The organism is Actinomadura sp. B10D3, assembly GCF_039871695.1.
GTDB lineage: Bacteria > Actinomycetota > Actinomycetes > Streptosporangiales > Streptosporangiaceae > Spirillospora > Spirillospora madurae.
The window spans coordinates 123318-150097 of record NZ_JBDPLY010000020.1 but is presented as its reverse complement, the minus strand read 5'-3'; the positions used below and the strand labels follow the sequence as shown (position 1 = coordinate 150097).

Here is a 26780-nt window from a genome sequence, read left to right as displayed (position 1 = left end):
GTGCCCAGTTACCTGCAGACACTCCCCCTCCACACGATCACCGAGGTGTACGGCGAGGCGGGGCTCCGCGACCGGTTCGCCCGCGAGATCCTCCGCTTCGCGGAACCGGACTGGCGGCGGCTGAGCGCGGCCCTCGCCCTGGCGAGTGACCTGCACCGACAGGACCGCCGGTCGCGCGAGCCGGTGGTCAACCACCTGCTCCGGGTGACGCTGCGGGTGATGTGCCACTACGAGGTGGACGACGTGGACCTGCTCGTCGCCTGCCTGCTGCACGACTCCGTCGAGGACCACCCGGCCGACCTGGCCGGCGAGGGGCACGACGATCCCGCCGAGGCGGCGCTGGACGTCCTCGCCGAGCGGTTCGGCCCGCGCGCCGCCGGCCTCGTCCGCGCCGTGACCAATCCGGTCTACGACCGCGAGGGCGACGTCCACGCCCAGTACCGCGCGCACGTCGCCGCGAGCCTGGACCGCCACCCCGCGGCGCGGATCATCAAGGCGTCGGACTTCACCGACAACGGCGTCGGCCTGATCCACACGACCGGCCCCAAGGTCCGCAAGCTCGCGCGCAAGTACCGGCCGCTCGTCCCCGAACTGAAGGAACTGGTCAACCGCCCGGACACCCCGCTGCGCGACCGGATCAAGCGGCACATCACCGGCCAGCTCGACCGCGCCGACGAGCGCTTCACCGCCATCCTCCAGGTCCACGCCGCCTGATCCGGCCGGGAGGCCGCGCGAGGCCGCTCAGCTCTTCGCCTTGCCGGGGCCGGCGAACCCGAACAAGTAGCCGGCCACCTTCCGCATCTGGACCTCCTCGGCGCCTTCGGTGATCCGGTAGCGGCGGTGGTGCCGGTAGATGTGCTCGAAGGGGGTGTGGCGGGTGTAGCCGAGGCCGCCGTGCACCTGCATCGCCCGGTCGGCCGCCTCGCACACGAACCGGTCGGTCGTTGTGGAGCCCGAGCCCCCGGTGGGCGAGATGCTCGCGTATCACCGCCATATCCAGGTTCGTCCCGCCGGAGCCGCCGACCTCCTCGAGTAGCCCGTAGCGCAGCCAGCCCGCGGCGTCCGCGCGGCGGAACATCTCACCGAGCAGCTCCTCCCACTCGGGACGCGGGACGCCCCCGTTCTCGAAGTCGGTACGCGCGTACTCGCGGCGGTGGTCGAAGAACCGCTCGTTGTCGTCCTGCGCCTGGAGCGGCAGGATCTCCCGCTCGATGAAGGCGTCGAGGTCGGCCAGGAGCCGGACCAGCTCGTCGGGCAGCGCGAAATCCACGAATCCTCTTGAACGATCGTCTAATAGCAGTACACCCGATCACCCCGCGCGGCCAAGGGAGCCGTCGCGGTGAGGACGGACGGCCGGGGCGCGAATGGAACAGCCCGGAGCGGCAATACCCGAGGGGACTCCCCCCGGAGGTGCGCGATGGTGTGGCTCGGACTCGTCCTCGTCGTGGCGGGGGCCGTCCCCGCGCTCACCGCGAGCGGCGACCTCGCCGGCGTCGACCTCACGGTGGCCGGCGGGATCGCGATGGCCGCGGGCGCGGTGCTGCTGGTCGCCGGCATCCTGCGGCTGCGCGGGCGCCGCCGCGCCGGCCCGGGCGGCGCGGCACAGGCCTACTACCGGACGTCCACCGGCAAGATCGTCGCCATGATCGTCGCGGTCGTCTACATCGTCTCGCCGGTCGACCTGATCCCCGACGTCTTCCTGCCGGTCGGCATCGCCGACGACGCCACCGCGTTCACCTGGCTGCTGTTCGCGCTCGGCCAGGAGTACACCCGCAGGTCGCGGACGGCCCGGCGCGCCCGCTGACGCCGCCGTGGCCCGGCGGAGCCTGACCTTCACCCCGCGCGACCGCGCGGCGTTGATCAGCGAGTCGGCGATGACCGCCTCCTCGAACCGGTACGCGGTGAACATGATCGTCGAGCCCTGCTCGGCGCTCACTCAGCGGGACCGAAGGTCCGATACGCGTCTTCGACGGCCTGGTTGGCGGGGTCGGTCAGCAGCGCTCTCCAGGAGGAGAACAGGTCCAGCAGAGCGGTGACCACTGCGCGGTCGACATCGGGAACGGCGCCCAGGACGTCGAGTTCGTTGGCGACGGTCAGTTCGGCGAAGTCCCGGCGCTGCCCGGGCGAGATGGACCGTGCGGTTCCGGCGAAGCGATCGGCGAAGGCGCCGTCCGGCCGGTTCAGGGCCGGGTAGGTGTCCGCACGTCGACAACTGCCGTAGAGGTACACGAGGGCCTCGGCCTCCGTGCCGATGACCTCGCGCAGTTCCCCGCGCCGGCCGGTGTCGCCGAGGGACGTGGCGAAACCATCGGTCCCGTAGAAGGCGTGGCACAGACCGGCGAGGGCCAGAGCGGGCCGCGCACCCCAGCCGTCCAGGAGGGCATGCACGCGCAGGAGATGCTCCAGCAGCGTCCCGCCCGGATGCCTGACCTCACCGGCACCCTTGGCGACCAGGAAGTCGGCCGCCACCGCGACGATCTCGATGGCGAGCTTGTCATCGAGTGCGTTGCGTCCCATGCCCAGCATCCGCGCGACCGCCGCCGGTTCCGTCGTCATCCCTCGCTCCCTTCGCCGTCCAGTACAGCTTGAGATCATCGGAGACCCTCGTCAATCCCTGGGTTTACTCGTGCAGATCCAAGGTTTCGCTTGGGGTAAATTCCGGCGGTCGAGGAGGCATCGCCGCGGTCTCGTGCGGGCAGGGCATGGCTGTGACCCGAAGCGCGCTGATCGTCATCGACATGCTGAATCCCTACGAGCACTCGGACGCGGAGCCGCTGGCGGCGAACGTCGAGGGCATGATCGGCCCGCTCCGCCGCCTGATCGACACCGCCGAGAAGGACGACGACGTGCTCGTCCTCTACGTGAACGACAACTACGGAGACTTCTCGGCCGACCGCCAGGACCTCATCGAGCGGGCACTGGAAGGGCGGCGGCCCGACCTCGTCGAGCCCATCGTGCCGCCGTCCGGCTGCGGGTTCCTGGCGAAGGTCAGGCACAGCGCCTTCTACGGCACCGCGCTGGAGTACGTGCTCTCCCGCGAGAAGGTCGAACGGGTCGTCCTCACCGGTCAGGTCACCGAGCAGTGCGTCCTCTACAGCGCGCTGGACGCCTACGTCCGGCACTTCCAGATCAAGGTCGTCCGGGACGCGGTCGCGCACATCCACGCGGACCTGGGGGACGCTGCCCTCCGCATGATGGAGGGGAACATGCGCGCGGAGATCGTCACGGCCGACCGGTGCTTCTGAGCGGCCGCCGGGCCGGTCAGGCGATCAGGCCGTCGGCGCGCGCCCCGTCGAGCACCCGCTCCGCCTCGCGGGAGTCGAGCATCTCCAGGCCGCGGGTCGCCCAGAACCGGAGCGGCTCGTCCATGCCGTGCAGCTCGTCGCGGAACACCTCCAGCGCCTTCGCGGACCGCGCCTCGGCGATGAGCTCCAGCAGCCGGCAGCGGAGGTCGAGATCCTCCTCCGCCCTGAACTGCGCGATCAGCTCGTCGACGTACGCGTCCGCGTGCTCCCGCAGAAAGTCGAACGCGTGCTCGCGGACCCGCACGTCCGGGTCCCGCATCTTCTCCATGGCCTGATCGAACCGCCGCCGCGACATACCCCGACCCTACGACTCCCCGCCGACACTCCCGGCCTCGGGCGGAGGGGGTTCGTCGTTCAGGGCGGCGCCTATCGCGGCGGTCAGGGACTCGGCGTCGTAGGGGCCGTCGTAGGGGCTCCCGTTGATGAAGAAGGTCGGGGTGCCGCTGACGCCGGCGCGCTCCCCCTTGTCGCGGTCGGACTGGACGCGTTCGCGGTGGCGGTCCAGGTCGCTCCACGCCTGGAGGCCGAGCCGGTCGCCGTACTCGGTCAGGTCCGCGTCGGTCAGGGCCAGCTGGTTCTCGAAGAGGAGGTCGTGCATCTCCCAGAAGCGGCCGGCGTCGGCGGCGGCCTCCGACACCACGGCCGTGGAGAACGCGTGGGGATGGACCTCGCGCAGCGGGAAGTGCCGGAACACGAAGCGCAGCCGGTCGCCCCAGTGCTCCCGGGTCGCCTTGATCGCGTCCTTCGCGCGGCCGCAGTACGGGCACTCGAAGTCGCCGTACTCGATCAGGGTCACGGGGGCGTCGCCGGGGCCGAGGACGTGGTCGCGGGCCGTGACGGGCGGCGGCGGCTCGGGCACGAGGTCCGGCTCCGGCGGCGGGGCGCCCGGCGGGGCGCAGACGGCGCCCCGGTTCCAGGCGAGCCGGAAGACCACCCAGCCGCACACGGCGGCCAGCACGGAGCCGGCGATGATCCCGATCTTGGCGTCGCTCTGCAGGTCGGACTCGCCGGAGAACGCCAGCTCGGTCACGAACAGGGAGACCGTGAAGCCGATGCCCGACACCGCGGCGCCGCCGAGCAGCTGGCCCCACACCAGGTTCCCCGGCAGGTCGCCCCAGTTCAGCCGGAGCGGGAGCCAGGCCCCGGCCGCGATGCCCGCGAACTTGCCGAGCACCAGGCCGGCGACGATGCCGTGGGTGACCGGGGACGTGGCCGCGGCGCGCAGCGCCTCGCCGTCCAGCACGACGCCCGCGTTGGCGAGCGCGAAGATCGGGACGATGACGTAGCTCGTCCACGGGTGCATGCGCAACTGGAGCCGCTCGTTGACCGACACGGTCCGCCGGACGGTCCGGAGCGCCTCGGTGGCCAGGGCCGGGCTCGGGTCGCGCGACAGTGCCTGGACGATCTCGCTGGCCGCGAGCAGCTTGTACTCGGTCGGCGCGTAGACGGCGACCAGCACGCCGAGGAGCAGGCCGGCCAGGGTCGGGTGGACGCCGCTCGCCAGCATCGCGGCCCACACGCCGATGCCCAGCAGCGTGTAGGCGGGCGCGCGCCAGATCCTCAGCCACCGCAGCGCGACGATCAGCCCGACGAGCACCACCGCGGCCGCCAGCGCGAGCGGCGACAGGTCCTCGGTGTAGAAGACGGCGACCACCAGGATCGCGGCGACGTCGTCGACGACCGCGAGGGTCAGCAGGAAGGCGCGCAGCGGCTCGGGGCAGCGCGTCCCGATCACCGCCAGCAGCCCGAGCACGAACGCGGTGTCGCTGGCGATCGGGATGCCCCAGCCGGACGCGCCGGGGCCGCCGGCGTTCAGCGCGATGTACACCACCGCCGGCAGGATGACGCCGCCGAGCGCGGCCACCGCCGGCACCGCGACCAGGCGCCGGTCGCGCAGCTGCCCGAGCCGGAACTCGCGGCTGACCTCCAGGCCGATGACGAAGAAGAACAGCGTCATCAGCCCGTCGTTCACCCACTCGCGCAGGGAGAGCGAGAAGCCGTGCTCCCCGAGGCTCACCGCGAGATCGGTGTGCCAGAACTCCTCGTAGGAGTAGCCCGTCGGGAGGTTCGCCCACACCAGGCCGGCGACGGTCCCGGCGAGCAGCACGCTGGTGCTGCCGGTCTCCGTCGTCAGGAACGCGCGCAGCCCCTCGGGCAGGGCCCTGACGGCGAAGGATCTCTCGGTCACACACGAAGGTTGCCAGATGGGAGGCCGTCTTCCTCGGGCGCCGCGCCTCGCGTGTCTCCCTCGCGCGGCACGTCAGGCCGCGACTTATCACTGTAAGGTGTGAATTTACCGTTGACGTTCCGCCCTGGATCGCCCGCCCGACGGTGCGCGGCCACGAGAGGATCGCAGCATGACCAAGGACATCAGCGGCAGGCGCGGGCCGGACGCCCGCCGCCAGGCCATCGCCGACCACGTGCTGTCGGCGGGCTCGGTGACCGCCGGCGAGCTGGCGGAGCGGTTCGGCGTGAGCCTCATGACGATCCACCGCGACCTGGACGAGCTCGAACGGCAGGGCATCGTCCGCAAGTACCGGGGCGGGGTCACCGCGCAGCCGTCGGGGGTGTTCGAGAGCAACGTGGCCTACCGCATGAAGTCGATGCAGGCCGCCAAGGACGCCATCGCCGCGAAGGCCGCCGCCCTGGTCGAGCCCGGCATGGCGGTGATGCTGGACGACTCCACGACCACGCTGGCCCTGGCGCGCCGGCTGGCCGGCATCACCCCCCTCACGGTGATCACGAACTTCCTGGAGACCACCAATCTGCTGGCGCGCGAGCGCGGCATCCGCCTGATGGCGCTCGGCGGGGAGTACGACCCGCTGCACGACTCCTTCCTCGGGGTCTCCTGCGTGGACGCCGTCATGGCGCTGCGCGTCGACCTCTGCTTCGTGTCGACCTCGGCCGTCTCCGGCGGGTTCGCCTACCACCAGGAGCAGCACATCGTCTCGGTCAAACGGGCGATGCTGGAGGCCGCCGCGCGCAACGTGCTGCTGGTGGACCACTCCAAGCTCGCCCGCGTCGCGCTGCACCGGGTGGCGCCGCTGTCGGCGTTCGACCGCGTCATCGTCGACGACGGCGCGGGCGCCGAGGCGCTGCGCGAGCTGGACGAGCACAAGGTCGCCTACGAGATCGCCGCCGTCTGACGGCTCCATAACGCGCAAGCTTGTTGTTATCTCAGCTCGATGTAACAGATCGCGGGCGCCTCGCTGCCGCCCCGCCCCGGTCGCGAGCTCCGGGCAGCGGAACGACCGGGCTGGAAGGCCCGGTCGTCCTGCGTGTGCCGGCACGCGCCCCAGAGGGGGGCGGGGTCACTGGCCGAAGAGGGGAAGGATCGCCCTGACCGTCTCGACGACCCCGTAGATCAGCGGGATGCCGACGATGGTCCAGGAGATGACGAGACGCGGGAGGTCCGGGTCGGTGCGGACCTCCTCCGGTGCGCTGCCCTCGGTCGACGCCATGGTGCTGCTCCTTCGGTGGTGAGGCCGGGCCGCGTCAGGTGGCGGGGCTGCGGTCGGAGACGAGGGGCTCGGTCGCGGTGACGTGGTGGCGTTCGGCGACCGGGCGGATGAACAGGTTGGCGGCGAAGCCGATCGCGAGGACGCCGACCATGGTGAACAGGGCGGGCCGGTAGTCGGCGGCGACCAGGGCGCCCGGTTCGCCGCGGGCGTCCAGGAACCGGTTCACGATCAGCGGCCCGGCGATGCCCGCCGCGGACCAGGCGGTCAGCAGCCGGCCGTGGACGGCACCGACCTGGTAGGTGCCGAACAGGTCGCGCAGGTAGGCCGGGACGGTCGAGAAGCCGCCGCCGTAGAACGAGATGATCAGCGCGGCGAGCGCGATGAAGAACGCGGTGGAGGCGTCGCCGAACAGCGCCAGCAGGATGTAGGCGCCCATCCCGACGCCGAGGTAGCCGACGTAGGTGGGCTTGCGGCCGATGTAGTCCGAGGTCGACGACCAGACGAACCGGCCGGCCATGTTGAACATCGACAGCAGCCCGACGAACCCGGCCGCCTCGGTCGCCGACACCGAGGTGGAGCCGCCGGAGCGGAAGAAGTCGCTGATCATCGGCCCGGCCTGTTCGAGGATGCCGATCCCGGCGGTGACGTTGCAGAACAGCACCGTCCAGAGCAGCCAGAACTGGGGCGTCTTGATGGCGGACGCGGCGGACACGCTGTTCGCCGTCACGAGCGTCCTGGCGCGCGCCGCCTCCGGGTCGAACCCGGCCGGCCGCCACCCGGGGGGCGGGACCCGGACGTTGAAGACGCCGAGCATCATCACCAGGAAGTAGACGGCGGCGAGCGTGACGAAGAGCCAGGCGACGGCCGCGCCGGACGAGGGGTCGCCGTTCGGGTCGTAGCGGGACAGCAGTTCGCGCGACAGCGGGGAGGCGACGAGCGCGCCGCCGCCGAAGCCCATGATGGCCATGCCGGTCGCGAGGCCCGGCCGGTCCGGGAACCACTTGATCAGCGTCGACACCGGGGAGATGTAGCCGATGCCGAGCCCGATGCCGCCGATGAAGCCGTAGCCGATGTAGACCAGCCAAAGCTGCTCGGTGGCGATGCCCAGGGCGCCGACGAGGAAGCCGGACGCCCAGAAGCACGCGGCGGTGAACATGGCGCGCCGCGGCCCGACCCGGTCGACCCAGGTGCCCATGACGGCCGCCGAGGCGCCGAGCATGACGATCGCGATGGAGAAGATGACGCCGATCGCCGTCAGGCTGACGTCGAAGTGCTTGACGAGGGCGGTCTTGTAGACGCTGGTGGCGTAGGCCTGCCCGATGCAGAGGTGGACGGCGAGGGCCGCGGGCGGGATCAGCCAGCGGTTGTAGCCCGGTTTCGCGACGGTGTGCCGCTGGTCGAGGAAGGAGAGCGCCACGCGGGCCTCCAGGGGGTCGGGAAGCGTTTTCACAACAGGTCGTGCACCCCGATAAGGACGAACATAGACACCCGACGTGCTACTTGAACAGGCCCAACCGCAGCCGACCTGTTGAGTTTCCCGAACGGCGTTCTGCCCCCGCGTCTCTTGCATTGTGCAACGTTCGGCGTTACCTTGGCCAGGTGACCAAGGCGACTGGACAGGGCACTCGGCCAAGCAGTGCCGAGCAGGGAGCGGCCACCCGGAAGGCGATCCTCACGGCGACGGCCGCGCTGATCGGCGAGGTGGGCTGGGGGCAGGTCACCATGCGGGCGATCGCGGCCCGGGCCGGCGTCCCGCACGGCGCGATCAGCTACCACTTCCAGGGCAAGGACGACCTGCTGCGGCAGGCCGCGATCGCCGGGACCCTCCAGGCGCTGGCGGAGCCGCTGGCGATGGCGCAGGCGGCCGGCGACGTCCGGGAGATGTTCGAGGGCACCCTCGGCTGGTTCGCCGGCGGCGGCCTCGAGGACCCGTCCGTGGCGCTGCTGCTGGAGACGGTGCGCCAGTCCTCGCGCGACCCGTCCCTGCGCGAGCCCCTCGCCACCGAGATGCGCAGGTTCCGGGCCGCGCTCACCGAGCTGGTCCGGCGGGACCAGGAGCAGGGCGCCATCACCGCGGACCCGCCCGCGTCCGGGACGGCCACGGTGGTCGCGGCGCTGCTGGACGGGCTGCTGCTGCACCTGATCCTCGACCCCGAGCTCGATCTGCAGGGCGCGGCCGAGGCCGTGCGAACCCTCCTGAGAGGCGGATGATGGGACGACGACGCTGGGGCACCCTCATGGCCGAGCACCGCCGGCTGGTGATCACCATCTGGATCGTGGTGCTGATCGCGTGCGGGGTGAGCTTCCCCTTCCTCTTCAAGCAGCTCAAGGCACCCAACTACGGCGTGGAGGGCGCCCAGTCGACGCGGGCCTCCGAACTGGTGGAGCGGTACTTCGCCGGCCAGGGCGACGAGCAGGACGTCATCGTCTTCGACAGCGCGCGGGGGCCGATCACCGACCCGGCCCGCAAGGCCGTCGTGCAGAAGGTGGTGGCGCAGGCCCGCCAGGAGACGGGCGTGGTCACCGTCATCGGGCCGTTCGACCCGCAGGCCAAGGGCCAGGTGTCCCCCGACGGCCGCGCCGCCCTCGCCATCGTCGGCCTCAAGGGCGAGGCCAAGGACCTGCCCTCCCGGGCGGGCGACCTCCAGGACGCCGTCGGAAAGGCGGACGGGCAGGGCGTGTCGGCCTACCTGACCGGCTTCTCCCCCATCACCAACGACCAGACGATCGTGGAGACCGCGGACGCCGAGCGCGCCGAGTCGGTCGGCATGCCGATCGCGTTCGTGGTGATGGTCATCGCGCTCGGCGCCGTGACGGCCGCCGTGCTGCCGATGCTGCTGTCGGTGGCGGGCCTCGTCCTGACGTTCGGCACCATCTACCTGCTGTCCTTCGGCTTCCACTTCGACGCGTTCCTGCTGACGATCGTCACGATGATCGGCACGGGCATCGGCATCGACTACGCCATGTTCATCGTCAGCCGGTTCCGGGAGGAGCTGGCCAGGCGGGGCGTGACCCGGGACGGCCCGCGGCGGGAGGCGGAGATCGCCGAGGCCGCCGGGGTGGCGGTCGCGACGTCCGGACGGACCGTGCTGTTCTCCGGCGTCGTCGTCGCGATCTCGGTGTGCTCGCTGTACATCATGGACGCGCCCGTCTTCCGGGAGATCTCCACCGGCGTGCTGCTCTCGGTGATCTGCACGCTGATCGCCGCGCTGACCCTGCTGCCCGCCGTCCTCGCGGCGCTCGGGCCGCGCGTGGACGCCGGTTCGCTGCCCGAGCGCTGGCGGCCGGCCGACACCCGGTCGGGCGCCGGCGCCGAGCACGGGGTCTGGGCGCGGTGGGCGCACCTGGTGATGCGCCGCCCCGTCGTCTTCGGCGTGGTCGCCGCCGCCCTGCTGGTCGCCGCCGCGATCCCCGTGACGGGCCTGAAGTACGGCATCGACCTCGGCACCGCCTCGCTGGACGGGCGGCCGAGCGCCAAGGCCCAGGCCGTCCTCGAACGCTCGTTCAGCGCGGGGGCGGTGTCGCCGGTGCAGGTCGTGGTCACCGGGCCGGACGGCGCCGCCCTGGACTCCGCGGGGCAGCGCAACGCGGCGCAGGTCGCGTCCCTGATCGGCAAGGACAAGCGGGTCGCCGGCGTGGAGACCCTGCCCGGGTCCGGACGGGTGCTGATCAACGCCGTCCCCACGGTGCCCATCGACTCCACGCAGGCCACCGACCTCGTCAAGGACATCCGCGACGACATCGCCCCGCGGGCCGCGGCGGGCCAGGAGGTGCTCGTCGGCGGCGCCACCGCCACCTTCGTCGACCTCTCCGAGGAGACCACGGGCAAGCTGCCCTACGTCATGGCGCTGGTGCTCGGCCTGTCGCTGCTGTTCCTGCTCGTGGTGTTCCGCAGCGTCGCGCTTCCGATCAAGGCGGTCGCGATGAACCTCCTCGTCACGGCCGCGGCCATCGGCCTCACCGTCGCGGTGTTCCAGTACGGCCACGGTGAGGGCCTGCTCGGCTTCGAGAGCACCGGGTTCCTGCAGGTGTACCTGCCCATCACCGTGTTCGTCCTGCTGTTCGGCCTCTCGATGGACTACGAGGTGTTCCTCATCCGCCGGATGAAGGAGGCGTGGGAGGACGGCCACGACAACGCCGCCGCCGTCGCCACCGGGATCGAGCACACCGCCCGCCCCATCGCCGCCGCGGCAGCGATCATGGTGGCGGTGTTCGGCGGCTTCATGACCGCCGGGATCCTGGAGCTGAAGGAGTTCGGCCTCTCGCTGTCCGTCGCGATCGCGCTGGACGCCACGCTGGTGCGGCTGGTGCTCGTCCCGGCGCTGATGCGGCTGTTCGGCGACTGGAACTGGTGGCTGCCCGGGAGGCTCGGCAGGCGGCTGCCGCAGGCCGGCGCGGAGGGGGTGCGCCCGCCCGCCGGGCAGCATCTCGCCGGCTGACGGGCCGGAGCCCGAGACGGAGCTCGAGACGTTCTCCGACCGGCGCGGGCGCCCTCCCCCGCGGGCGCCCGCGCCACCCCCTCCCGGGAGGTGCCGGATGCATTCAGCGGACAAGACGGCGCGAACCGAGATCTGCGACCAGGCGCTGCGGCTGTTCGCCGCGAACGGCCCGGACAACGTCAGCCTGCGGCAGGTGGCCGCGGCGGCGGAGGTGTCGCCGAGCCTGGTGGTCCACCACTTCGGCGGGAAGGCGGGGCTCCGCGAGGCCGTGAACGAGCGGAGCCTGGCCGCCTTCCGGCGCTTCGTCGAGAGCGTCGTCCCGGCCGGGGCCGGGGGCGAGGCCGTGGACGACTTCCTGCCCCGCCGGCTGGTCGCCTTCCTGCCCACCGACTCGCCGGTGCTGGTCCATCTGTGCAGGCTGCTGATGAGCGACGAGCCGGCCGGGCGGCAGATCTTCCGGCGGTGGCACGAGCTGAAGCTCGCCTGGCTGGACGCGGTCGCCGGCACGGCCCGGCCCGGTGAGGACCGGTCGCTGCGCGCGGCCTGGCTCACCGTCAACGAGCTGGCGGTCCTGCTGCAGCGGCACCAGCTCCGCGGGTTCCTCGGCCGCGACCCGCTCGACCCCGAGGTGGCGGCGCGCTGGGCGCGGGTGGGCGCCGACGTCTACCGCGACGGCATCCGCGCGGAGATCCCGTGAGCGCGGGGTCGAAGCGCAGGGTCAGAGCGTGCGGCAGGCGGCCGCGGCGGGGCGCCGGGGGGACGCCGGAAAGGCGGCGGCGGGGTGCCCGAGCCGCGCCACGAAGAACACCCGGCCGGGCAGGCAGAACCGCCGCTGGAGGGCGAGGCGGAGGTCGTCGTGCTGGATCACGATGCTGATCGGGTGCAGGACGAGGCCGGCGCCGGTGGCGTCCAGCCAGTAGTCCGCGAGCGCCCCCGCGGCGGCCAGCACGTCGGGCGGGCCGGGGTCCGCCACCGGCAGGCCCATCATGACGATGACCGGTGAGCGGCGCACGACGGCCGCCAGCCGCCCGGCGAGGAAGCGCGGATAGCCGATCCGGCTCAGGGCGGCCATGACGGGCGGCGCCAGCGCGAGCCGCCTGGCCCAGCGGTCGTGCGCGGGAAGCGGCCCGAACAGGTGCTCCAGGGTGAACCCGTCGCCGCGGGCGGACGCGTCGCCGGCGCTCCAGCGGATGAACGAGTGCGTCTCCCGCCAGGCGCCGCCGTGCGCGAAGTCGCGCCCGCCGTGGCCGGCGACGAACCCGGCGAACCGGAGCCGTTCCGGCCAGGACCGCAGATGCCGGACGGCGACCGGCAGCGCGTCCCCGTTCCCCCGGTGGCGGGCGAGCGAGGCGAGCACCTCCGGGTCGACCGCGTCGGGACGGAACGGCGCCCGGTTGGTGTGGCGGCGCCGGGCGAGGCGGGCGAGGGCGGCGAGCGCGCCGTCCGGCTCCCCGTCCCGGCGGAACTCGGCGGCGCACAGCGGCTCCCACGTGCCGGGCAGCCCGAGCCCGGACGGGGACGCCTCCCGGGGGAAGATCCGCGACCGCACCCGCGTCCATCCCTGCGCCGCCAGGGCGCGCTCCAGGAAGCGCCAGTACAGGCCGCAGCTCAGCTCCATCTCCAGGGCGTGCGCGGGCAGCGCGCCGAGCCGGCGCTCGCGGTCGGCGGCCAGGACGAGGAACTCCCCGCCGGCCTCCGGCGCGGCGCCGAGCGCGGCCGAGACCGCCGCGCGGGCCGGCGGGCTCGCCATCCGCGCGAGGCCCCAGGGCTGGCAGTTGTGCGACGACGGGCTCAGCGCGGCGATGTCCAGCGCCGCGGGCAGGGCGTCCGCGAACGCGGCGGCGAGCGTCCCGGTCAACGGTCGACGTCGGGCGGGAGCAGGAACGGGTACGTCCGGTGCCGGATCCGGTTGTGCCAGAACCGGTCGGCCTTCCGCAGCCGCTGGATCAGCTCCCACATCCGCGCGTCCTCCTTGTAGTAGGCGGCGACCTCCTCCGCGGTGATGGGCCCGTTCAGGCGCTCGGCCGCCTGCTCCAGGAACACCGGGACGAGGTGCCCGAGCCGCTCCTTGTGCAGGTTGCCGAGGAAGTCCAGCACCGAGCCCCGGGTCGAGTAGAACTTGTCGAAGATCGACTTCGTCATCGAGATCCGGACGGCGTCGCGCAGCGCCCACGGCAGCGAGGTGAAGAACAGCTTCACGTCGAGCCGCTCCCGGCCGCGGCCGTCCCGCATCAGCGGGGTGGTGATGTCGAGGTACACCAGCTCCCCGCCGACGTCGGTCCAGTTGGACGCCTGCGCGTCGAGGCCGAGGTCGGGCGCGACGGCGCGGTCGACGGTGTCGAGGAACCGCTTGAAGAAGCCGCGCGCCCACTCCTCGTTCTCGGTGTGCAGCAGCGTCGAGCACAGGCGCTCGGACGGCAGCTCCTCCTGGACGCAGTAGGCGACGATCTGCCCGGAGGGCCGGGCCTGGTGCCACAGCCTGGTGTCGGCCACCTTCAGGCCCCGCTCACCGAGCCGGGTCAGGTAGGTGTCCAGCAGCCTGCGGTACCGGTCGAACCGCTGCCGGGACGGGAAGACGGGGAGCCGCTTGCAGGCGAACGACCCCGCGCCGGTCTTCAGCCGGAGGACGAGGGTGACCTCGCCGTAGCCGAGCACGTCGAGTTCGGTGGCGTCGGTGGTGACGAGCGCCCGCTGCACCTCGCGCTCCAGCCGCAGCAGCTCCTCGTGCGGGACGGTGAACGCCATGGGCCTCAGAACTCCCCGTCGAGACCGTCGTCGGCGGCCCGCGCGGAGCGCAGCCGGACCACCAGCGCGACCGCGGCGAGGATGGCGGCGATCCCGAAGACACGGCGAAGCTTCATCTGTTCTCTCCCTGTGTGTGTTCCCTGCGTGGGCACGGACCGGCGCCCGGTCAGGCGCCGGTGAAGACGAGGACGGCGTTCTGCCCGCCGAACCCGAACGAGTGGCTGACCGCGGCCTCGATGGCGCGGGGGCGCGGCGCGCCGGCCACCACATCGATGTCGATCTTCGGGTCGGGATCGTCGTGGTTGGCCGTGGGCGGTACCGTCGCGTGCTCGATCGCGAGGACGGTGAGCGCGGCCTCGATCGCCCCGGCCGCGCCGAGCGTGTGCCCGACGGCCCCCTTGGCCGAGGTCACGGCGGGCGCGTCGCCGAACAGGTCGCGGACGACGGCGGCCTCCGCCGCGTCGTTGAGCGGCGTCGAGGTGCCGTGCGCGTTGACGTGGCCGACGTCCCCGGGCTCCGCGCCGGCCTCCGCCAGCGCGTCCCGCACGGCACGCCGGACCTGGGTGCCCTCCGGGTCGGGGGCGGTCATGTGGTGGGCGTCGGCGGAGGCCCCGTACCCGGCGAGCCGGGCGCGGATCCGCGCGCCCCGGGCGCGCGCGTCGGCGGCGCGCTCCAGGACGAGGACGCCGCTGCCCTCGCCGATGACGAAGCCGTCGCGCCCGGCGTCGAAGGGCCGGGAGGCCGCCGCCGGGTCTGCGGTCCGCCGGGAGAGCGCGCCCATCCGCGCGAACCCGGCGACCAGCAGCGGCGTCACCGGCGCCTCGGTGCCGCCCGCGATGACCGCGTCGCAGTCGCCGCGCTGCAGCAGCCGCATCGCGACGCCGATGGCGGTGGCGCCGGACGCGCACGCGGTGGCGGTCACCAGGTTCGGGCCGGTGGCGCCGAACTCCATGGCGAGGTGGCCGGCCACCATGTTGGGCACGATCAGCGGGATGACCAGCGCGGACACCGCCGACGCGCCGCGTCCGAGCAGCCGCTCGTGCTCCCGGGACGCCGAGGTGTATCCGCCGGACCCGTTGCCCATGACGACGCCGACCCGCGCGCCGTCCCACGTCGCCGGGTCGAGGCCGGCGTCGGCGACCGCCTCGCGCGCGGCCGGGATCGCGAGCTGGACGTGCCGGTCGTGCATCAGGGAGCTGCGCCGGCCGACGTGCTCGGCGGGCGAGAACCCCGGGACGGCGCAGGCGATGTCGACGGGCAGGTCCGCGAGCCGGGGGTCGGTGGCGGCCGTGGACCGTCCCGCGCAGACGCCGTCCCAGGTCGGGGCCGTGCCGATGCCGGCCGGGGTGACCAGGCCGATGCCGGTGACGGCGATCTCACTCATGGCGTTCCCCTCCGGCGGTGCCGTCGAGCCGCGGCCAGCGCAGGGTGACCGAGCCCCAGGCGAGGCCGCCGCCGAACGCGGTCAGCAGGATCCGGTCCCCTTCCCGCAGCCTGCCGTCGGCGTGGCCCTGGTCGAGCGCGAGCGGGATGGAGGCGGCGGCGGTGTTGCCGACGTCGGCGATGTTGCTCAGCGCCCGCTCGCGCGGCAGGCCGAGCTCGTCGGCGAGATGGTCGGTGATCCGCTGGTTCGCCTGGTGGCAGACCAGGTGGTCGAGGTCGTCGGGGCGCCAGCCGGCCCGGTCCAGCGCCGCCTGCGACGACTGGGCCATCTGCTGGACGGCGCGCCAGAACACCGACTTGCCGGCCATCGCGAAGTAGTGGTCGCGCGGATCGGGCTCGGTGCCGGACAGCCGCTGCCGCGACCCGCCGGCCCGGACCGTGATGAGGTCGGCGCCGCCGCCGTCGCTGCCGAGGTCGAACGGGCCGAGCGCGCCGGGCTCGTCCGGCTCCCCGGGGCGCAGCACCACCGCGCCCGCACCGTCGCCGAAGATGACAGAGGTGGCCCGGTCGCTCGGGTCGAGAATGCTGGAGAACACGTCGGCACCGATCACCAGCACCCGCCCGGCGATGCCCGCGCCGATCAGCCCGGTCCCGGCGGCGAGCGCGTAGACGAACCCGCTGCAGACCGCGGCCACGTCGAACGCGGCGGCGGACCACAGCCCGAGGCGCGTCGCGACGTCGGGCGCCGTGCCGGGGCACGGGCGGTCCGGGGTGGTGGTCGCGAGGACGACCGCGTCGGCCGGGCCGCCGCCCGCGGACTTCAGGGCGCGGGCGCCGGCCTCGACCGCCAGGTCGGAGAGGGCCGTCCCGGGGGACGCGACGTAGCGGCGGCCGATCCCGGTGCGGGTGCGGATCCACTCGTCGGAGCTGCCGAGCCGCTCCGCGAGCTCGGCGTTCTCCACCGCCCGCGGCGGAAGCCGGCCGCCGATCCCTGCCACGACCGCGGTCCCCATGGGGCACCTCCTGCCGGAACGCCGGGTCACCTGGACGGTGTCCACCTTGCAGCCGGACGCTGACCGTGCCGCTGACGAGCCGCTGACGCGCCCGCCCCGTCCGGCCGGCCCGCGACAGGCGAGGGCCCGGCCGCCCGGACGAGCGTCCGGGAGCCGGGCCCCGTGCCCTCTCAGCCCGCCGCCGACTCGCGGCGGACCCGCAGCACCGCGTCCGGCGACTCCAAGATCGCGTGCTGCGCGAGGATGTGCCCGTACAGCCGCTGGAGGGACCGGCCGGGCTGGACGCCCAGTTCCTCGTCGAGCCGCACCCGCGTCCGGTGGAACAGGTGCAGCGCCTCGGACTGCCGGCCCGCCCGGTAGAGGGCGAGCATCAGCAGCTCGCAGAGCCGCTCCCTGGTGGGGTGGGAGGCGACGAGGCGCTGGAGCTCCGCGATGGCCTGCCGCTCCTCGCCGAGGAGCAGCCGCGCGCTGACGAGGTCCTCCGAGGCTCCGAGCCGCCGCTCCTCCAGCAGCGCCGCGGCGCCCTGGCAGCGGCGTCCGGTGCGGGTGTGCAGCAGGGCCGGACCGTTCCAGAGAGCGAGCCCGGCCTGCAGCAGGTCGCGGGCGCGGGAGGGGTCGTCGGTGAGCAGCGCCACCGCCCGCGCGGTGTGGTCGAGGAAGCGGTTCCCGTCCACGAATTCGCGGGGGATATCGAGCACGTAACCGTTGGAGACGGCGCGCAGCGGGAGCTCGGCGCGGGCGCGTTCCGCGCAGCAGTCCAGGATTCTCCTGATCCTGGTGGCATGCGCCTGCAATGCATTACGCGGGTTGCGAAGAATTTCTCCCGGCCACAGTTCTTCGGACAGTTCGTCGTGGGATACGGTCCGGCCGGCCTCCAGCGCGAGGGTCGCGACCATGGCGCGCACCTTGCCGGCCCGCAGTTCCGTACGGGATCGCTGGACGACGATGGAGACGGTGCCGAGCAGGTCGATGCCCGCACCGTCCCCGTGGGCGGCGGCGGCCGGTCGGCCTGCGCGCTGCCCCAGAATGTCAACAGTCATCATCACCCTTGACGTCGAGCGGAGAACGTTCTTTGGCATGACGGCCCGCGGGGTGTTCATCCGTCGTTCATTAAGAGGAAACTCCCCGGCAAAAGGCCGAACAACTGTTCAGCGGCAAGTCTTACAGACTAGCCACCGCTCCCGCCATCCATCCGTTGGCCATTCTCTTCTCAACGTGCGCACGGGGGACGACGCCGATCTCATCCTTTCGTTGAGCACGACGGGACGCCGTCTCAACGCGCGGATCAGTCCCTGGCGTATCCGGGCTCCAGCCGCGTCCCGGACATCTCCTCGGTCACGGCGGCCATCGTCGAGAACGCGGTTTCGAGCCGCCGGAAGGCGGGCGTCCGCATGTCCTTCTCGAACTCGGCGGCGCTGCCGACCCGGATGATCTCGAAGTAGCGGCCGGGCCGCCCGCCGGGCGCGCGGACGACGTCGAAGGCCTGCACGCTCGGAAGGTCGGGGCACGTCGCGTAGTCGACGTCCCGCACCCACGCCTCGAACTCCGCGGGATCGGCGTCCGGGTGCAGCGCGATGGTGTGCACGATGATCTCCATGGTGCGGTCCTCTCAGCGCCGGGGGGCGGGCCGGCGGCGGCCGATGCCCAGGGCGCGGGCGATGTTGTTCTTCTGGATCTCGTTGGTGCCGGAGAAGATGCGCGCCGGCAGCGCGTCGCGGAGCAGCGCCCCGGGCCCGCCGTCGAGCACGCCGGCGGCGCCCCGGAGCTGGACGGCGTCCAGGCCGACCCTGACCGCCGCCTCGCTCACCGCGAGCTTGGCCAGCCCGGAGGCGACGTCGCAGTCCTCTCCGGCCGACAGCCGGCGCGCGGCGTCGAAGAGCAGCAGCCGGGCCGATTCCAGGGCCAGCACCATGTCCACGATGCGGTGGCTCACCGCCTGGAACTCGCCGATCGGCGAGCCGAACTGCTCGCGCTCGGCGGCGAACGCGATCGTGTCGTCCAGGGCGCGGCGCATTGCGCCCAGGTAGACCGCGAACAGGCAGGTGCGCTCCCACTTCATGGACCCGGTGAACACGGCGGCCCCGGTGCCCTCCGCGCCGAGGACGTTGGCGGCCGGGACCGCGCAGTCCTCGAAGTACACGTCGGCGGTCGGCGACCCGCGCAGCCCGGTCTTGTCGTAGGGGCGGCCGACGCGCAGGCCGGGCGTCCCGGCCTCGACGAGGAACGCGGTCAGGCCGAAGAAGCCGCCGCCGGGTCGGGTGGCCGCCTGGACGACGAAGACGTCGGCGGCGGGCGAGTTGGTGGTGAAGCACTTGCTCCCGTTGAGGACGTAGCGGTCGCCGTCGCGCTCGGCGCGGGTCCGCAGGTTCAAAGTGTCCGACCCGGCTCCGGGCTCGGTGATGCCGTGCGCGGCGATCCGCTCGCCGGAGCACAGGGCGGGCAGCCAGTGGCGCTTCTGCTCGTCCGTCCCGAACTCGACGATCGGCATCAGGCACGCGAACAGGTGCGCGGCCACCGAGAACGCGAGGCCGGTGTCGGCGCAGCCCTCACCGAAGGCCTCCATCAGGACGGCCGCGGACTCGGCGTCCAGCCCGCTCCCGCCGTACTCGGCCGGCACGGTGGCGCCGGTCAGGCCCTGCTTCCCGGCGAGGCCCCAGCGCCGCCGGAACTCCGCGGCGTCGAACGGGCCGTCCCCGGCGGGCGGCAGGTCGCGGCCGGCGAAGGCGAGCACCATCTCGCGCATCGCCGCGGTCTCCGGGGTGAGTCGAGGGTTCATCCGGCTCCGTCCTGGTACTCCTCGATGAGCAGGTGGTAGTTGATCCCGCCGGTGCCGAACGAGCTGACGCCCGCGCGGCGCGGCCGTCCGGGCCCGGCGGGCCACGGCTCGGGCGCCACGGGCAGCCGGGCCGGGATGTCGTCGAGCGGAAGCCCGGGGGCGGGCGTCCGCAGGCCGGCGTTCGGCGGGAACGTGCGGGCGCGGATGCTCAGCAGCGCCTTCAGCAGCCCGGCGGCGCCGGCCGCGGCGAACGTGTGCCCGAAGAACGACTTCGCCGACCCGATCACCAGCGGGTTGGGGCGGCCGGGCTTGGCGTACACCTCGGCCGTCGCGGAGATCTCCACCCGGTCGCCGACCCGGGTGCCCGTCCCGTGCGCCTCCAGGTAGTCGACCGCGGCCGGGTCGAAGTCGACCTGGTCGAACGCCTGCCGCATGGCGCGGACCTGCCCGTCGGCGTCCGGCGCGATCAGCGACCGGGCGTCGTTCGAGCCGCCCATGCCGCGCAGCAGCCCGTGGACGCGGTCCCCGTCGCGGACGGCGTCCGGCAGCCGCTTCAGCAGGAACAGCGCGCACCCGTCGCCGGGGCTGAACCCGTCGGCGGCGGCGTCGAACGGGGTGATCCGGGTGTGCGACAGCAGTCCGAGGGCCGAGCAGAGCACGAGGTCGCGCGGGTTGCACGCCAGCTCGGCCCCGCCCGCGAGCGCGTAGTCGGCCTGCCCGGACCGCAGCGCGCCGAGCGCGATGTCCAGCGCGGCCAGCGACGACGCGCAGGCCGCCTCGACCGCGACCGGCACGGCCGGCAGCCGGTGCTCGGCCGCGATGAGCGCGGCGACGCCGCTCGCGAGGCAGCCGTCCAGGTCCACGGCCGACGGCTGCCCGCCGGGCGCCCCGTGGCGGCGCCGGACGCGGTCGAGCAGCAGCCCGCGTGCGCGGTCGGGCAGCGTGCCGAGCGCGTCGATCTCAGCGACGGCCGCCTCCAGCTCCCCGACGGCGCGGCCGGCGTTGAGCCGCCGTTCCCGGGTGAGGCTGAGGTTGCCGCCGATCGCGACGATGCCGGGCCGTCCGGCGAGCGTGCCGGCCCTCCCGTAGCCGGTGAGGGTCTCGTGCGCGACCGCGAGGGCGACGCGCTGGACGGCGTCCATCGCCTCGTACCGGTGCGGCGTGATGGGCAGCCCGTCCGGCGGCGCGTCGGGAACGGGGACCGGGGCGCCCAGGTCGGTGTAGCTGTGGGTGAGGCTGACGCCCTCCTGCTGGAAGTACAGCTCGCGGTCGAGGACGTCGTCCGGGAGCGGGCCGATGCGGTCCTCGGCCGAGTGGACGGCGTCCCAGAACGCGGCGGCGTCGGGGGCGCCGGCGAAGCGTCCGCCGAACCCGACGACGGCGATCGGCTCGGGCCGGCTCGTGACGACGGCCCCGCCCGCCCGCGGTGCCAGCCGGGCCTCCGGCCTGCGCGAGTCGTGCTCCTCCAGGAGGAGGTGGGAGAGCGTGCCCGTCAGCGAGGCTCCGCAGACCGCCGCGCGGCGGGGCTCCGAGCCCGGCTCGTCCGGCCAGCTCCCGGCGGTGCGCGCGGACCGGAAGGGCGCGCCGGACGCCGGACCGGACGCGGGCAGCCTGCGGTGGTAGAGGGCGAGCGCGGCCTTCGCCACCGCGGCGAGCCCGGCGTTGGCGAACGTGTCGCCCAGCCGCTCCCCCGGGGCGCCGAGGGTCACCGCCCCGGACGGCGCCTCCCCGAACAGGCGGCCGAGCGCGTCGAGCCAGGCCTGCGCCGCTGCGGGCGGGCCGCCGCCCGCGCGCTCGACGTACCGGACGGACCGGGGCGGCACGCCGGCCGCGTCATGGCAGGCACGGGCGACGCGGTACCGGCGTTCGGCGGACGCCGAGTAGCGCAGCACCCCGGGCCGGGCGTCGTGCTCCATCGCGCATTCGAGGATCGAGGCGTAGATCCGGTCCCCGTCGCGGACGGCCGAGGACCGCCGCTTGAGCAGCAGCGCCCCGACCCCCTCGCCGAGCCCGGCGGGCAGGCCCTTGGCGGCGAGCAGCTCGGCGGCGAGCGGGCTCTCCCGCCGCTGGCCGGCGAGCACGAGCACCGCGTCGCACAGGTCGCCGCGCAGCCCGTTGACCGCGTGCGCGAGCGCCGCGAACGAGGTCGCGTCCGCCGACTCCACGGCGAGCGTGCGGCCCCGCAGCCGGAACGCGCCCGCGATCCGGGCGGGGATGGTGCTCGCCATCTCCCCCACCCGGTCGTGCGGGGACGCGCCGAGCCGCTCGGCCACCCGCGCGCGCAGCTCCCGCGCCGCCCGCGCCGCGACCGGGCGGGCGTGCCCGCCGAACAGGGCCGGCACCTCGCGTTCGAGGTCGCGGGCGTACCGCGCGGACTCGACCCGCAGGGCGTTGGCGTACTGGCGGTCGAGGCCGAGGCAGGTCCCGGCGATGACGTCCGTCCGGTCCGTGCCGAGCGGGCGCCCGGTGTACCCGGCGTCGGTGAGGCACTGCCGGGCCGCCTCCAGCATGAGGACCTGCATGCGGGTCATCGACGTGCGCTGCACCGGCGGGATGCCGAAGCGCGCCACGTCGACGTCCACGTCGTCCAGGCTCGCCGTGGCCGGCGGCGCGCCGGACGGGTCCTCGCACAGCCGCCGCCAGAAGTCGCCGGCACCGCGCGCCTCCGGGTAGAGGCACGCGATGCCGATGATGGCGATGGGTTCGCGCACGGCGGCCGTCACACCGTCGCGGCGTCCTCCGCGGACGCCCCGTCGAGCGCGGCCGGTCCGGGGTCCGCCTCCCGGTCGCCCGCGTCGTCCGCGGACCCCCCGTTCAGCTCGGCGGCGCCGGTGCCCGGCAGCCCGGCCTCCTTACGGAGCTGGTCGCGCATCACGACGTACTTGGCGTTCAGCTCGTCCACGGCGACGAACCGGTTGACGCCGCGCCCGGTGACCTTCGGCTCGATGCGGGTGACGATGTTCATGTCCTGCACTTCCTGGACGCGCTTCTGCGCGAACAGGGCGAGCTTCGGGAGGACGCGCCGCAGGCTGCGGGCCCGGAGCACCGGCGCCAGATGCGTGTCCTCGTACCAGCGGAACAGCACCTGGGTGTTCTCGTCGTCGACCGGCGTCATCCAGATGGTGACGTCGAACGGCTCGGTGTGGATGTGCACCATGCCCGGGAAGGTGAACGTCACCGACATCGGCGCGACGTTGGTCGGGTCGCCCTCGCCGGCCAGCCGGAACGTGTGCCGCAGGGTCGTCCCGTCGACCTCCAGGCGGCTGTCCTGGACCATCGTCATCGCGAGGTAGCGGCGGCGCCCGTCGAGGCCGAGCTTCTTCGCGGTGCCGCTCCAGCCGACGTAGTCGAGGACGTTGAACCAGTGGTCCCGGTGCACGACGGGCACGTGGTAGAAGTCCAGCAGGCTCTCGATGTAGCGGGTGTAGTGGACGGGCTGCTGCCAGGCGCTCGTCGCGTGGACGTCGTCTCGCTCCCCGACCTCGGGCGGGACCTGCACCTCGGGCAGCACCTCGCGGTCGTCGCCGTACCAGAGCCAGATGAGGCCGTTGACCTCGCGGACGTGGTAGGTGTCGAGCCGCATCGACCTCGGGATCCGGCCGCCCGTGCCAAGGCACGGCGCGAGGGTGCACCGCCCGTCGGCGGCGAACCGGAAGTCGTGGTAGGGGCAGCCGAGGGTGTCGCCGCGCAGCCGGCCGTCCGCCATGTTCGCGCCCTTGTGGGGGCAGCGCGCCGACTGGCAGATGAGCCGCCCGGCGGTGTCGCGCCACAGGACGAGTTCCCGGCCCAGGCGCCGCGCGCCGGTCGGCCGCCTGGTGCCGACGTCCTCGGACCGGAGGATGGCGTACCACTGGTTGGGAATCATCCGTTCTTCCTTTCGTCGGTCTCGACGACCTCGACCACGCCCCGGTCGCCGTCCACCGTGACCAGGTCGCCCGTCTTGATCGTTTGCGTGGCGTGCTTGGTGTTGACCACCGACGGGACGCGGAACTCGCGGGACACGATCGAGCTGTGCGAGAGCATCGACCCGATGTCGGTGACGACCGCGCCCGCGATGGCGAACAGCGGCGTCCACGAGGCGTCGGTGAACCGGGTCACCAGGACCTCGCCGACCTGGAACTCGTCGGCCTGCCAGACCAGGTCCTCGATGATGCGGGCCCGCCCGACGACGCGGCCGGGGCTCGCGCCGAGCCCCTCCAGCCGGACCCCGTCCGGCGCGGGCCGGACCGCCTTCGTGACGTCCCACTCGCCGACGAGGCTGAGCGGCGGCTCGGGCAGCCGGGCGTACGCCTGGAACGTGCGCCGGGCCTCCTCCAGCTTCGCGCGGGAGAACACCTCCCGGGCGTCCCCGCCGCCGGCCAGGTACTCCTGGACGTCGGCGAAGTCCAGGTCGGCGACCTCGTCCAGCGACCGCAGGACCCCCGCGGCGACGAGCCGGCGGCCGACCTCGTAGACGACGCACCGCACCAGCCAGATCGAGGTGATCATGGACATCCGGGTGGTCTCGCGGAGCCGGCTGCACGTCTCGTACAGCTCGGTGACCTTCTCGATCGCGCGCCGCTTCGGCAGCGGCAGCCGGGCGAGCGCCTCCGCCGCCGCGTCCTCCGCGGGGTCGGGGTCCCGGTCGAGGACGTCGTCGATGGAGAAGCCCTCGTCGGCGTACCGCCGGATCATCTGGAAGACGTAGGACGGGTCGTCGATCCAGCGCGGGTGGGTGAGCTCCATCTCCTGCCGGCCGCGGGTGCCGTTCTCGCGCAGGAACGGGACCATGTGGCGGTCCCAGAAGGCGCGGCCCGCCTCGTCCGCGCGGAGCAGGGCGGGCACGTCGGCCGCGGCCCCGGCGCGGATGATCTCCATCACGCGGGGGTCGCGCCGGGCGACCTGCGCCAGAGCCCAGATCTCGCGGGCCGACTCGACCGTCCGCAGGCTCGACATGTCGCTCTTGACGCGGTTGCGCAGGCCGGCGCCGGCCTGGCCGAGCCACGCCCCGCTGAGCGCTTCGAGCACGCCGTAGAAGCCGAACGCGTTCATGTAGTACGGCATGTAGCCGACGTGCATGTCGTGGAAGTAGGCCAGCCGCCGCTTCAGCTCGGCGTTCAGCTCGGGGCGGTCGAGCCTGGCCAGGTCGATGCCCTGGGCGCGGTCGAACTCGTAGAACCGCGAGCGGACCATCCGCCGGGCGCGCTTCTTCATGTTCCGCAGCTCGGAGATGGAGCTCTTCAGCCAGAACGCGGCGGAGAGCAGTTCCTCGCCGCCGCCCGGCCAGGTGCCGAACGGGTTGGAGTAGGTGTCGAGGTCCACCTCCTCGCTGACGAAGCGGCTCGTGAAGCGGCTCTGGTCCCGGGTGGGGAGGCACTGGCCCAGCATGTAGGCCGTGTAGGAGATGTTGAGGTAGACGTGCCCTTGCAGGTAGCCCATGTGCACGGACATGTCGCCGGGGTCGCGGACACCGGTCGACACGGCGCAGCCGCGGTGCACGTTGTGCTGGTAGTACTGCGCGAACGACTGGCCGAGCGGCGACATGATCCCGGTGAAGATCTCGCCGATGTCCATGCGCGACCAGAGCGTCCCCTTCTGGACGGCCTCGGGCTGCGGGTGCAGGTACGGGCTCGTCCGCCGGTCGGGAACGGGCGTCGTCGTGATCGGGCGGGCCTGGAGCAGGTACGGCACGCCGTCCCGCACGGCCCACTCGATGTCCTGTTCGGCGCCGTAGTGGTCGCGGACGCGGACCGCCAGCCCCGCCAGCTCGGCCAGCTCGCCGGGCTTCAGGCAGGGCGTGTTGCGCGCGGCGGCGTCCACCTTGACGAGCCCGACCGTGCCGGGCTCGACCGGCGCGCACTTGGTGACCTTGTACCGGATCTTCCGGTCGACGACCCGCGGGCCGTCCGGGTCGACGAGGAAGAAGTCGGAGGTGACCTTGCCCGCGACGAGCCCCTCGCCGAGGCCCCAGCAGGCCTCGACGACGAACCGGTCGGTGCGCCCGCTGACGGGGTCGCGGGTGAACAGGACGCCGCCGGTGTCGGCGTGCACCATCTGCTGGACGACCACGGCGATCGACCCGGCGTCGGACGCGTCCCGGTAGGCGGCGGCGCGGTCGGTCCACAGCGACGCCCAGCAGACCTTGACGGCGTCGAGGAGCGCGCTGTCCCCGGCGGTGTCGAGGACGGTGTCGTGCTGGCCCGCGAAGGAGTGGGACGCGGAGTCCTCGGCGGACGCCGACGAGCGGACCGCGACGCGCGGCCTGCCGAGCTCCCCGTACGCCTCCAGGACGGCCGCCGCGATGCCGTCGGGGACGTCCGCCGCGAGGACCCGTTCCCGCAGCTTGGCGGGCTCGGTGCCGGCGATGCCGGCGTCCAGGCCCGTCTCCCGGACGAACCGGTCGAACAGCGCGGTCGTCAGGCAGAACGCGGGCGGCACGGGCAGGCCCGCGCGGAGCATCCCGTCCAGTCGGGCCGCCTTGCCGCCGAGCAGCGCGGGGTCGGGGACCTCGCCCGCGCCGAGCACGACGATCTCGTCGCCCGGGGCGGCGGCGGGCTTCGCGGGCTTGGCGCGCCCGCCTCCCCCGGTCGTCTTCGCCGCGCGCTTGGCGGAGGTCGGGGTCGTCATGCGATCAGCTCCTCGGCGTCGGTGCGGTGGTTCGGGTCGCGGTTGGTGCCGGTGAACGCGCGGAACTGCTCGCCGGGGATGAGGCGGCGTTCGCGGACGCCGGTGAAGCCCGCGCTCTCCAGCTGCGCGGCGAGGTCGGCGGCGTGCGGCAGCGGGCCGCCGAAGTCGGCGCACTCGAACCACAGGTCGAGGACCTCCATGCCGACGCCGCCGCCCCGGCACGGGGTGGTGAGCAGCAGCCGGCCGCCCGGGGCCAGCAGGGAGCGCACCTTCTCCAGCACCTTCACCCGCTCGCCCTCGGGGAAGTAGTAGATGTTGTTGTGCATGGTGACCAGGTCGAACACCGGCTCCGTGTCGAGGTCGCGGACGTCGGCGCGGCGGACGTCCACCCGGTCGGCGAGGCCCCACCCGGCCATGTTCACGGTGGCGGCGGCGGCCACGTCGTCCTGCAGGTCGATCGCCAGCGCGGTCAGCCGCGGGTTCAGCGAGGCGGCGTGCCGGACGTAGACGCCGCTGCCGCAGCCGATCTCCAGCAGCCGGCACGGGCGGGTCCGCGGCACGGCGAGGCCGACGGCCTCCTCCACGAACGGCTGGACGACGCGGGTCGAGCGGGCGATGACCTCGCCGTCCTGGTCCCGGAGGGTCAGCCGCCGCCCGCCGCGGGCCATGGCCGGGGCGTCCAGCAGGACGGGCAGGTGGAACCGCGCGACCTCCTCCAGCGCGGCGGCGACGCTGTCGTTGCGCGCCTTGCCGAGCGCCTTGGCGGCCCGGCCGCGCAGCTGGTAGCAGCCGTCGTCGAACTTCAGCTCGCCGAGCCGGACCCCGATCTCCAGCCAGGCCCGCAGGACGTGCCGGTCCTCGCGGACGCCGAGGGCCGCGGCGAGCGTGTCCAGATCGCAGGGCCGGACGGCGAGCCGCCGCAGCACCCCGTTGCCGGAGGCCGCCGCCAGGAACGACGCCCGGTACGCGGGGGTGACGAGCCTCCGGCTCAGCGACAGCAGCAGCGGAACCTGACGGCCGCCGGCCAGCTTGGCCAGGGTCGCGACTTTCAT

At 73.5% G+C, this 26780-nt stretch carries 25 protein-coding genes; 8 read left to right on the top strand and 17 right to left on the bottom strand.

What is annotated here, in order from left to right:
- A complete protein-coding gene (locus ABGB11_RS27335) occupies positions 1-714 on the top strand; it encodes an HD domain-containing protein (RefSeq protein ID WP_347637159.1) in 714 nt (237 codons plus the stop codon).
- A 27-nt stretch (positions 715-741) separates the two neighbouring features.
- On the opposite strand, the gene ABGB11_RS27330 is transcribed toward ABGB11_RS27335, so the two are convergent.
- Positions 742-930 (bottom strand): acyl-CoA dehydrogenase family protein, encoded by a 189-nt coding sequence (locus tag ABGB11_RS27330; protein WP_347637157.1) that lies wholly within the window; start codon positions 928-930, stop codon positions 742-744.
- Between the two features lie 223 nt (positions 931-1153).
- Here ABGB11_RS27330 and ABGB11_RS27325 point away from each other — a divergent pair, with 223 nt between their 5' ends.
- Positions 1154-1282 carry a hypothetical protein gene (locus ABGB11_RS27325; RefSeq protein WP_347637155.1) on the top strand — a complete coding sequence of 43 codons (129 nt, stop codon included), beginning with the start codon at positions 1154-1156 and terminating at the stop codon, positions 1280-1282.
- 135 nt (positions 1283-1417) lie between these two features.
- Positions 1418-1804: a DUF1232 domain-containing protein gene (locus ABGB11_RS27320; protein ID WP_347637153.1), complete on the top strand. Its 387-nt coding sequence runs from the start codon at positions 1418-1420 to the stop codon at positions 1802-1804.
- A 128-nt stretch (positions 1805-1932) separates the two neighbouring features.
- Here the strand turns inward: ABGB11_RS27320 and ABGB11_RS27315 are convergent, their stop codons facing one another.
- A complete protein-coding gene (locus tag ABGB11_RS27315) occupies positions 1933-2556 on the bottom strand; it encodes a DUF6817 domain-containing protein (protein WP_347637151.1) in 624 nt (207 codons plus the stop codon).
- A 146-nt stretch (positions 2557-2702) separates the two neighbouring features.
- Between ABGB11_RS27315 and ABGB11_RS27310 the strand changes: the two genes are divergently transcribed.
- Positions 2703-3245 carry an isochorismatase family cysteine hydrolase gene (locus ABGB11_RS27310; protein WP_347637149.1) on the top strand — a complete coding sequence of 181 codons (543 nt, stop codon included), beginning with the start codon at positions 2703-2705 and terminating at the stop codon, positions 3243-3245.
- A 16-nt stretch (positions 3246-3261) separates the two neighbouring features.
- Here ABGB11_RS27310 and ABGB11_RS27305 read toward each other — a convergent pair whose 3' ends face one another.
- Both ABGB11_RS27305 and nhaA read right to left on the bottom strand, forming a co-directional pair.
- Complete coding sequence (locus tag ABGB11_RS27305) at positions 3262-3600, bottom strand: hypothetical protein (protein ID WP_347637147.1); 339 nt, start codon at positions 3598-3600, stop codon at positions 3262-3264.
- A 9-nt stretch (positions 3601-3609) separates the two neighbouring features.
- Positions 3610-5493, bottom strand: coding sequence for a Na+/H+ antiporter NhaA (gene nhaA, locus ABGB11_RS27300; protein ID WP_347637145.1), 1884 nt, complete (start codon positions 5491-5493; stop codon positions 3610-3612).
- 169 nt (positions 5494-5662) lie between these two features.
- On the opposite strand from nhaA, the gene ABGB11_RS27295 reads away from it, so the two are divergent.
- The gene (locus ABGB11_RS27295; RefSeq protein WP_347637143.1) at positions 5663-6451 is read left to right on the top strand and encodes a DeoR/GlpR family DNA-binding transcription regulator; all 789 of its coding nucleotides are present in this window, start codon (positions 5663-5665) and stop codon (positions 6449-6451) included.
- Between the two features lie 165 nt (positions 6452-6616).
- On the opposite strand, the gene ABGB11_RS27290 is transcribed toward ABGB11_RS27295, so the two are convergent.
- Positions 6617-6766: a hypothetical protein gene (locus ABGB11_RS27290; protein ID WP_347637141.1), complete on the bottom strand. Its 150-nt coding sequence runs from the start codon at positions 6764-6766 to the stop codon at positions 6617-6619.
- 34 nt (positions 6767-6800) lie between these two features.
- Entirely contained in the window at positions 6801-8216 is a 1416-nt protein-coding gene (locus tag ABGB11_RS27285) for an OFA family MFS transporter (protein ID WP_347637139.1), read from the bottom strand.
- Between the two features lie 149 nt (positions 8217-8365).
- On the opposite strand from ABGB11_RS27285, the gene ABGB11_RS27280 reads away from it, so the two are divergent.
- The 3 genes from ABGB11_RS27280 (at position 8366) to ABGB11_RS27270 (ending at position 11902) form a co-directional block, all read left to right on the top strand.
- Positions 8366-8977: a helix-turn-helix domain-containing protein gene (locus tag ABGB11_RS27280; RefSeq protein ID WP_347637137.1), complete on the top strand. Its 612-nt coding sequence runs from the start codon at positions 8366-8368 to the stop codon at positions 8975-8977.
- Entirely contained in the window at positions 8974-11205 is a 2232-nt protein-coding gene (locus ABGB11_RS27275; protein WP_347637135.1) for an MMPL family transporter, read from the top strand. The genes ABGB11_RS27280 and ABGB11_RS27275 overlap by 4 nt, the downstream gene beginning before the upstream one ends.
- Positions 11206-11302: 97 nt before the next feature.
- Positions 11303-11902 (top strand): helix-turn-helix domain-containing protein, encoded by a 600-nt coding sequence (locus ABGB11_RS27270; RefSeq protein WP_347637133.1) that lies wholly within the window; start codon positions 11303-11305, stop codon positions 11900-11902.
- A gap of 21 nt (positions 11903-11923) precedes the next feature.
- Here ABGB11_RS27270 and ABGB11_RS27265 read toward each other — a convergent pair whose 3' ends face one another.
- The 11 genes from ABGB11_RS27265 to ABGB11_RS27215 form a co-directional block, all read right to left on the bottom strand.
- On the bottom strand, positions 11924-13063 hold the full coding sequence (locus ABGB11_RS27265) for a hypothetical protein (protein ID WP_347637131.1): 1140 nt from the start codon (positions 13061-13063) through the stop codon (positions 11924-11926).
- Positions 13060-13950, bottom strand: a complete 891-nt coding sequence (locus ABGB11_RS27260) for a DUF6206 family protein (RefSeq protein ID WP_347637129.1) — start codon at positions 13948-13950, stop codon at positions 13060-13062. The genes ABGB11_RS27265 and ABGB11_RS27260 overlap by 4 nt, the downstream gene beginning before the upstream one ends.
- A 166-nt stretch (positions 13951-14116) precedes the next feature.
- Positions 14117-15334, bottom strand: a complete 1218-nt coding sequence (locus tag ABGB11_RS27255) for a beta-ketoacyl-[acyl-carrier-protein] synthase family protein (protein WP_347637127.1) — start codon at positions 15332-15334, stop codon at positions 14117-14119.
- Complete coding sequence (locus ABGB11_RS27250; RefSeq protein ID WP_347637125.1) at positions 15327-16346, bottom strand: beta-ketoacyl-ACP synthase III; 1020 nt, start codon at positions 16344-16346, stop codon at positions 15327-15329. The genes ABGB11_RS27255 and ABGB11_RS27250 overlap by 8 nt, the downstream gene beginning before the upstream one ends.
- A 170-nt stretch (positions 16347-16516) precedes the next feature.
- The gene (locus tag ABGB11_RS27245) at positions 16517-17386 is read right to left on the bottom strand and encodes an AfsR/SARP family transcriptional regulator (protein WP_347637123.1); all 870 of its coding nucleotides are present in this window, start codon (positions 17384-17386) and stop codon (positions 16517-16519) included.
- 245 nt (positions 17387-17631) lie between these two features.
- Positions 17632-17943 carry a hypothetical protein gene (locus ABGB11_RS27240; protein ID WP_347637120.1) on the bottom strand — a complete coding sequence of 104 codons (312 nt, stop codon included), beginning with the start codon at positions 17941-17943 and terminating at the stop codon, positions 17632-17634.
- Positions 17944-17955: 12 nt separating this feature from the next.
- Positions 17956-19122, bottom strand: a complete 1167-nt coding sequence (gene redW / locus ABGB11_RS27235) for an L-prolyl-[peptidyl-carrier protein] dehydrogenase (RefSeq protein WP_347637118.1) — start codon at positions 19120-19122, stop codon at positions 17956-17958.
- Complete coding sequence (locus tag ABGB11_RS27230; RefSeq protein ID WP_347637116.1) at positions 19119-21833, bottom strand: polyketide synthase; 2715 nt, start codon at positions 21831-21833, stop codon at positions 19119-19121. Before ABGB11_RS27230 ends, redW begins: the two co-directional genes overlap by 4 nt.
- Positions 21834-21841: 8 nt before the next feature.
- On the bottom strand, positions 21842-22987 hold the full coding sequence (locus ABGB11_RS27225) for an aromatic ring-hydroxylating dioxygenase subunit alpha (protein WP_347637114.1): 1146 nt from the start codon (positions 22985-22987) through the stop codon (positions 21842-21844).
- A complete protein-coding gene (locus tag ABGB11_RS27220; RefSeq protein ID WP_347637112.1) occupies positions 22984-25728 on the bottom strand; it encodes a PEP/pyruvate-binding domain-containing protein in 2745 nt (914 codons plus the stop codon). The genes ABGB11_RS27225 and ABGB11_RS27220 overlap by 4 nt, the downstream gene beginning before the upstream one ends.
- Complete coding sequence (locus ABGB11_RS27215; protein WP_347637110.1) at positions 25725-26780, bottom strand: class I SAM-dependent methyltransferase; 1056 nt, start codon at positions 26778-26780, stop codon at positions 25725-25727. The genes ABGB11_RS27220 and ABGB11_RS27215 overlap by 4 nt, the downstream gene beginning before the upstream one ends.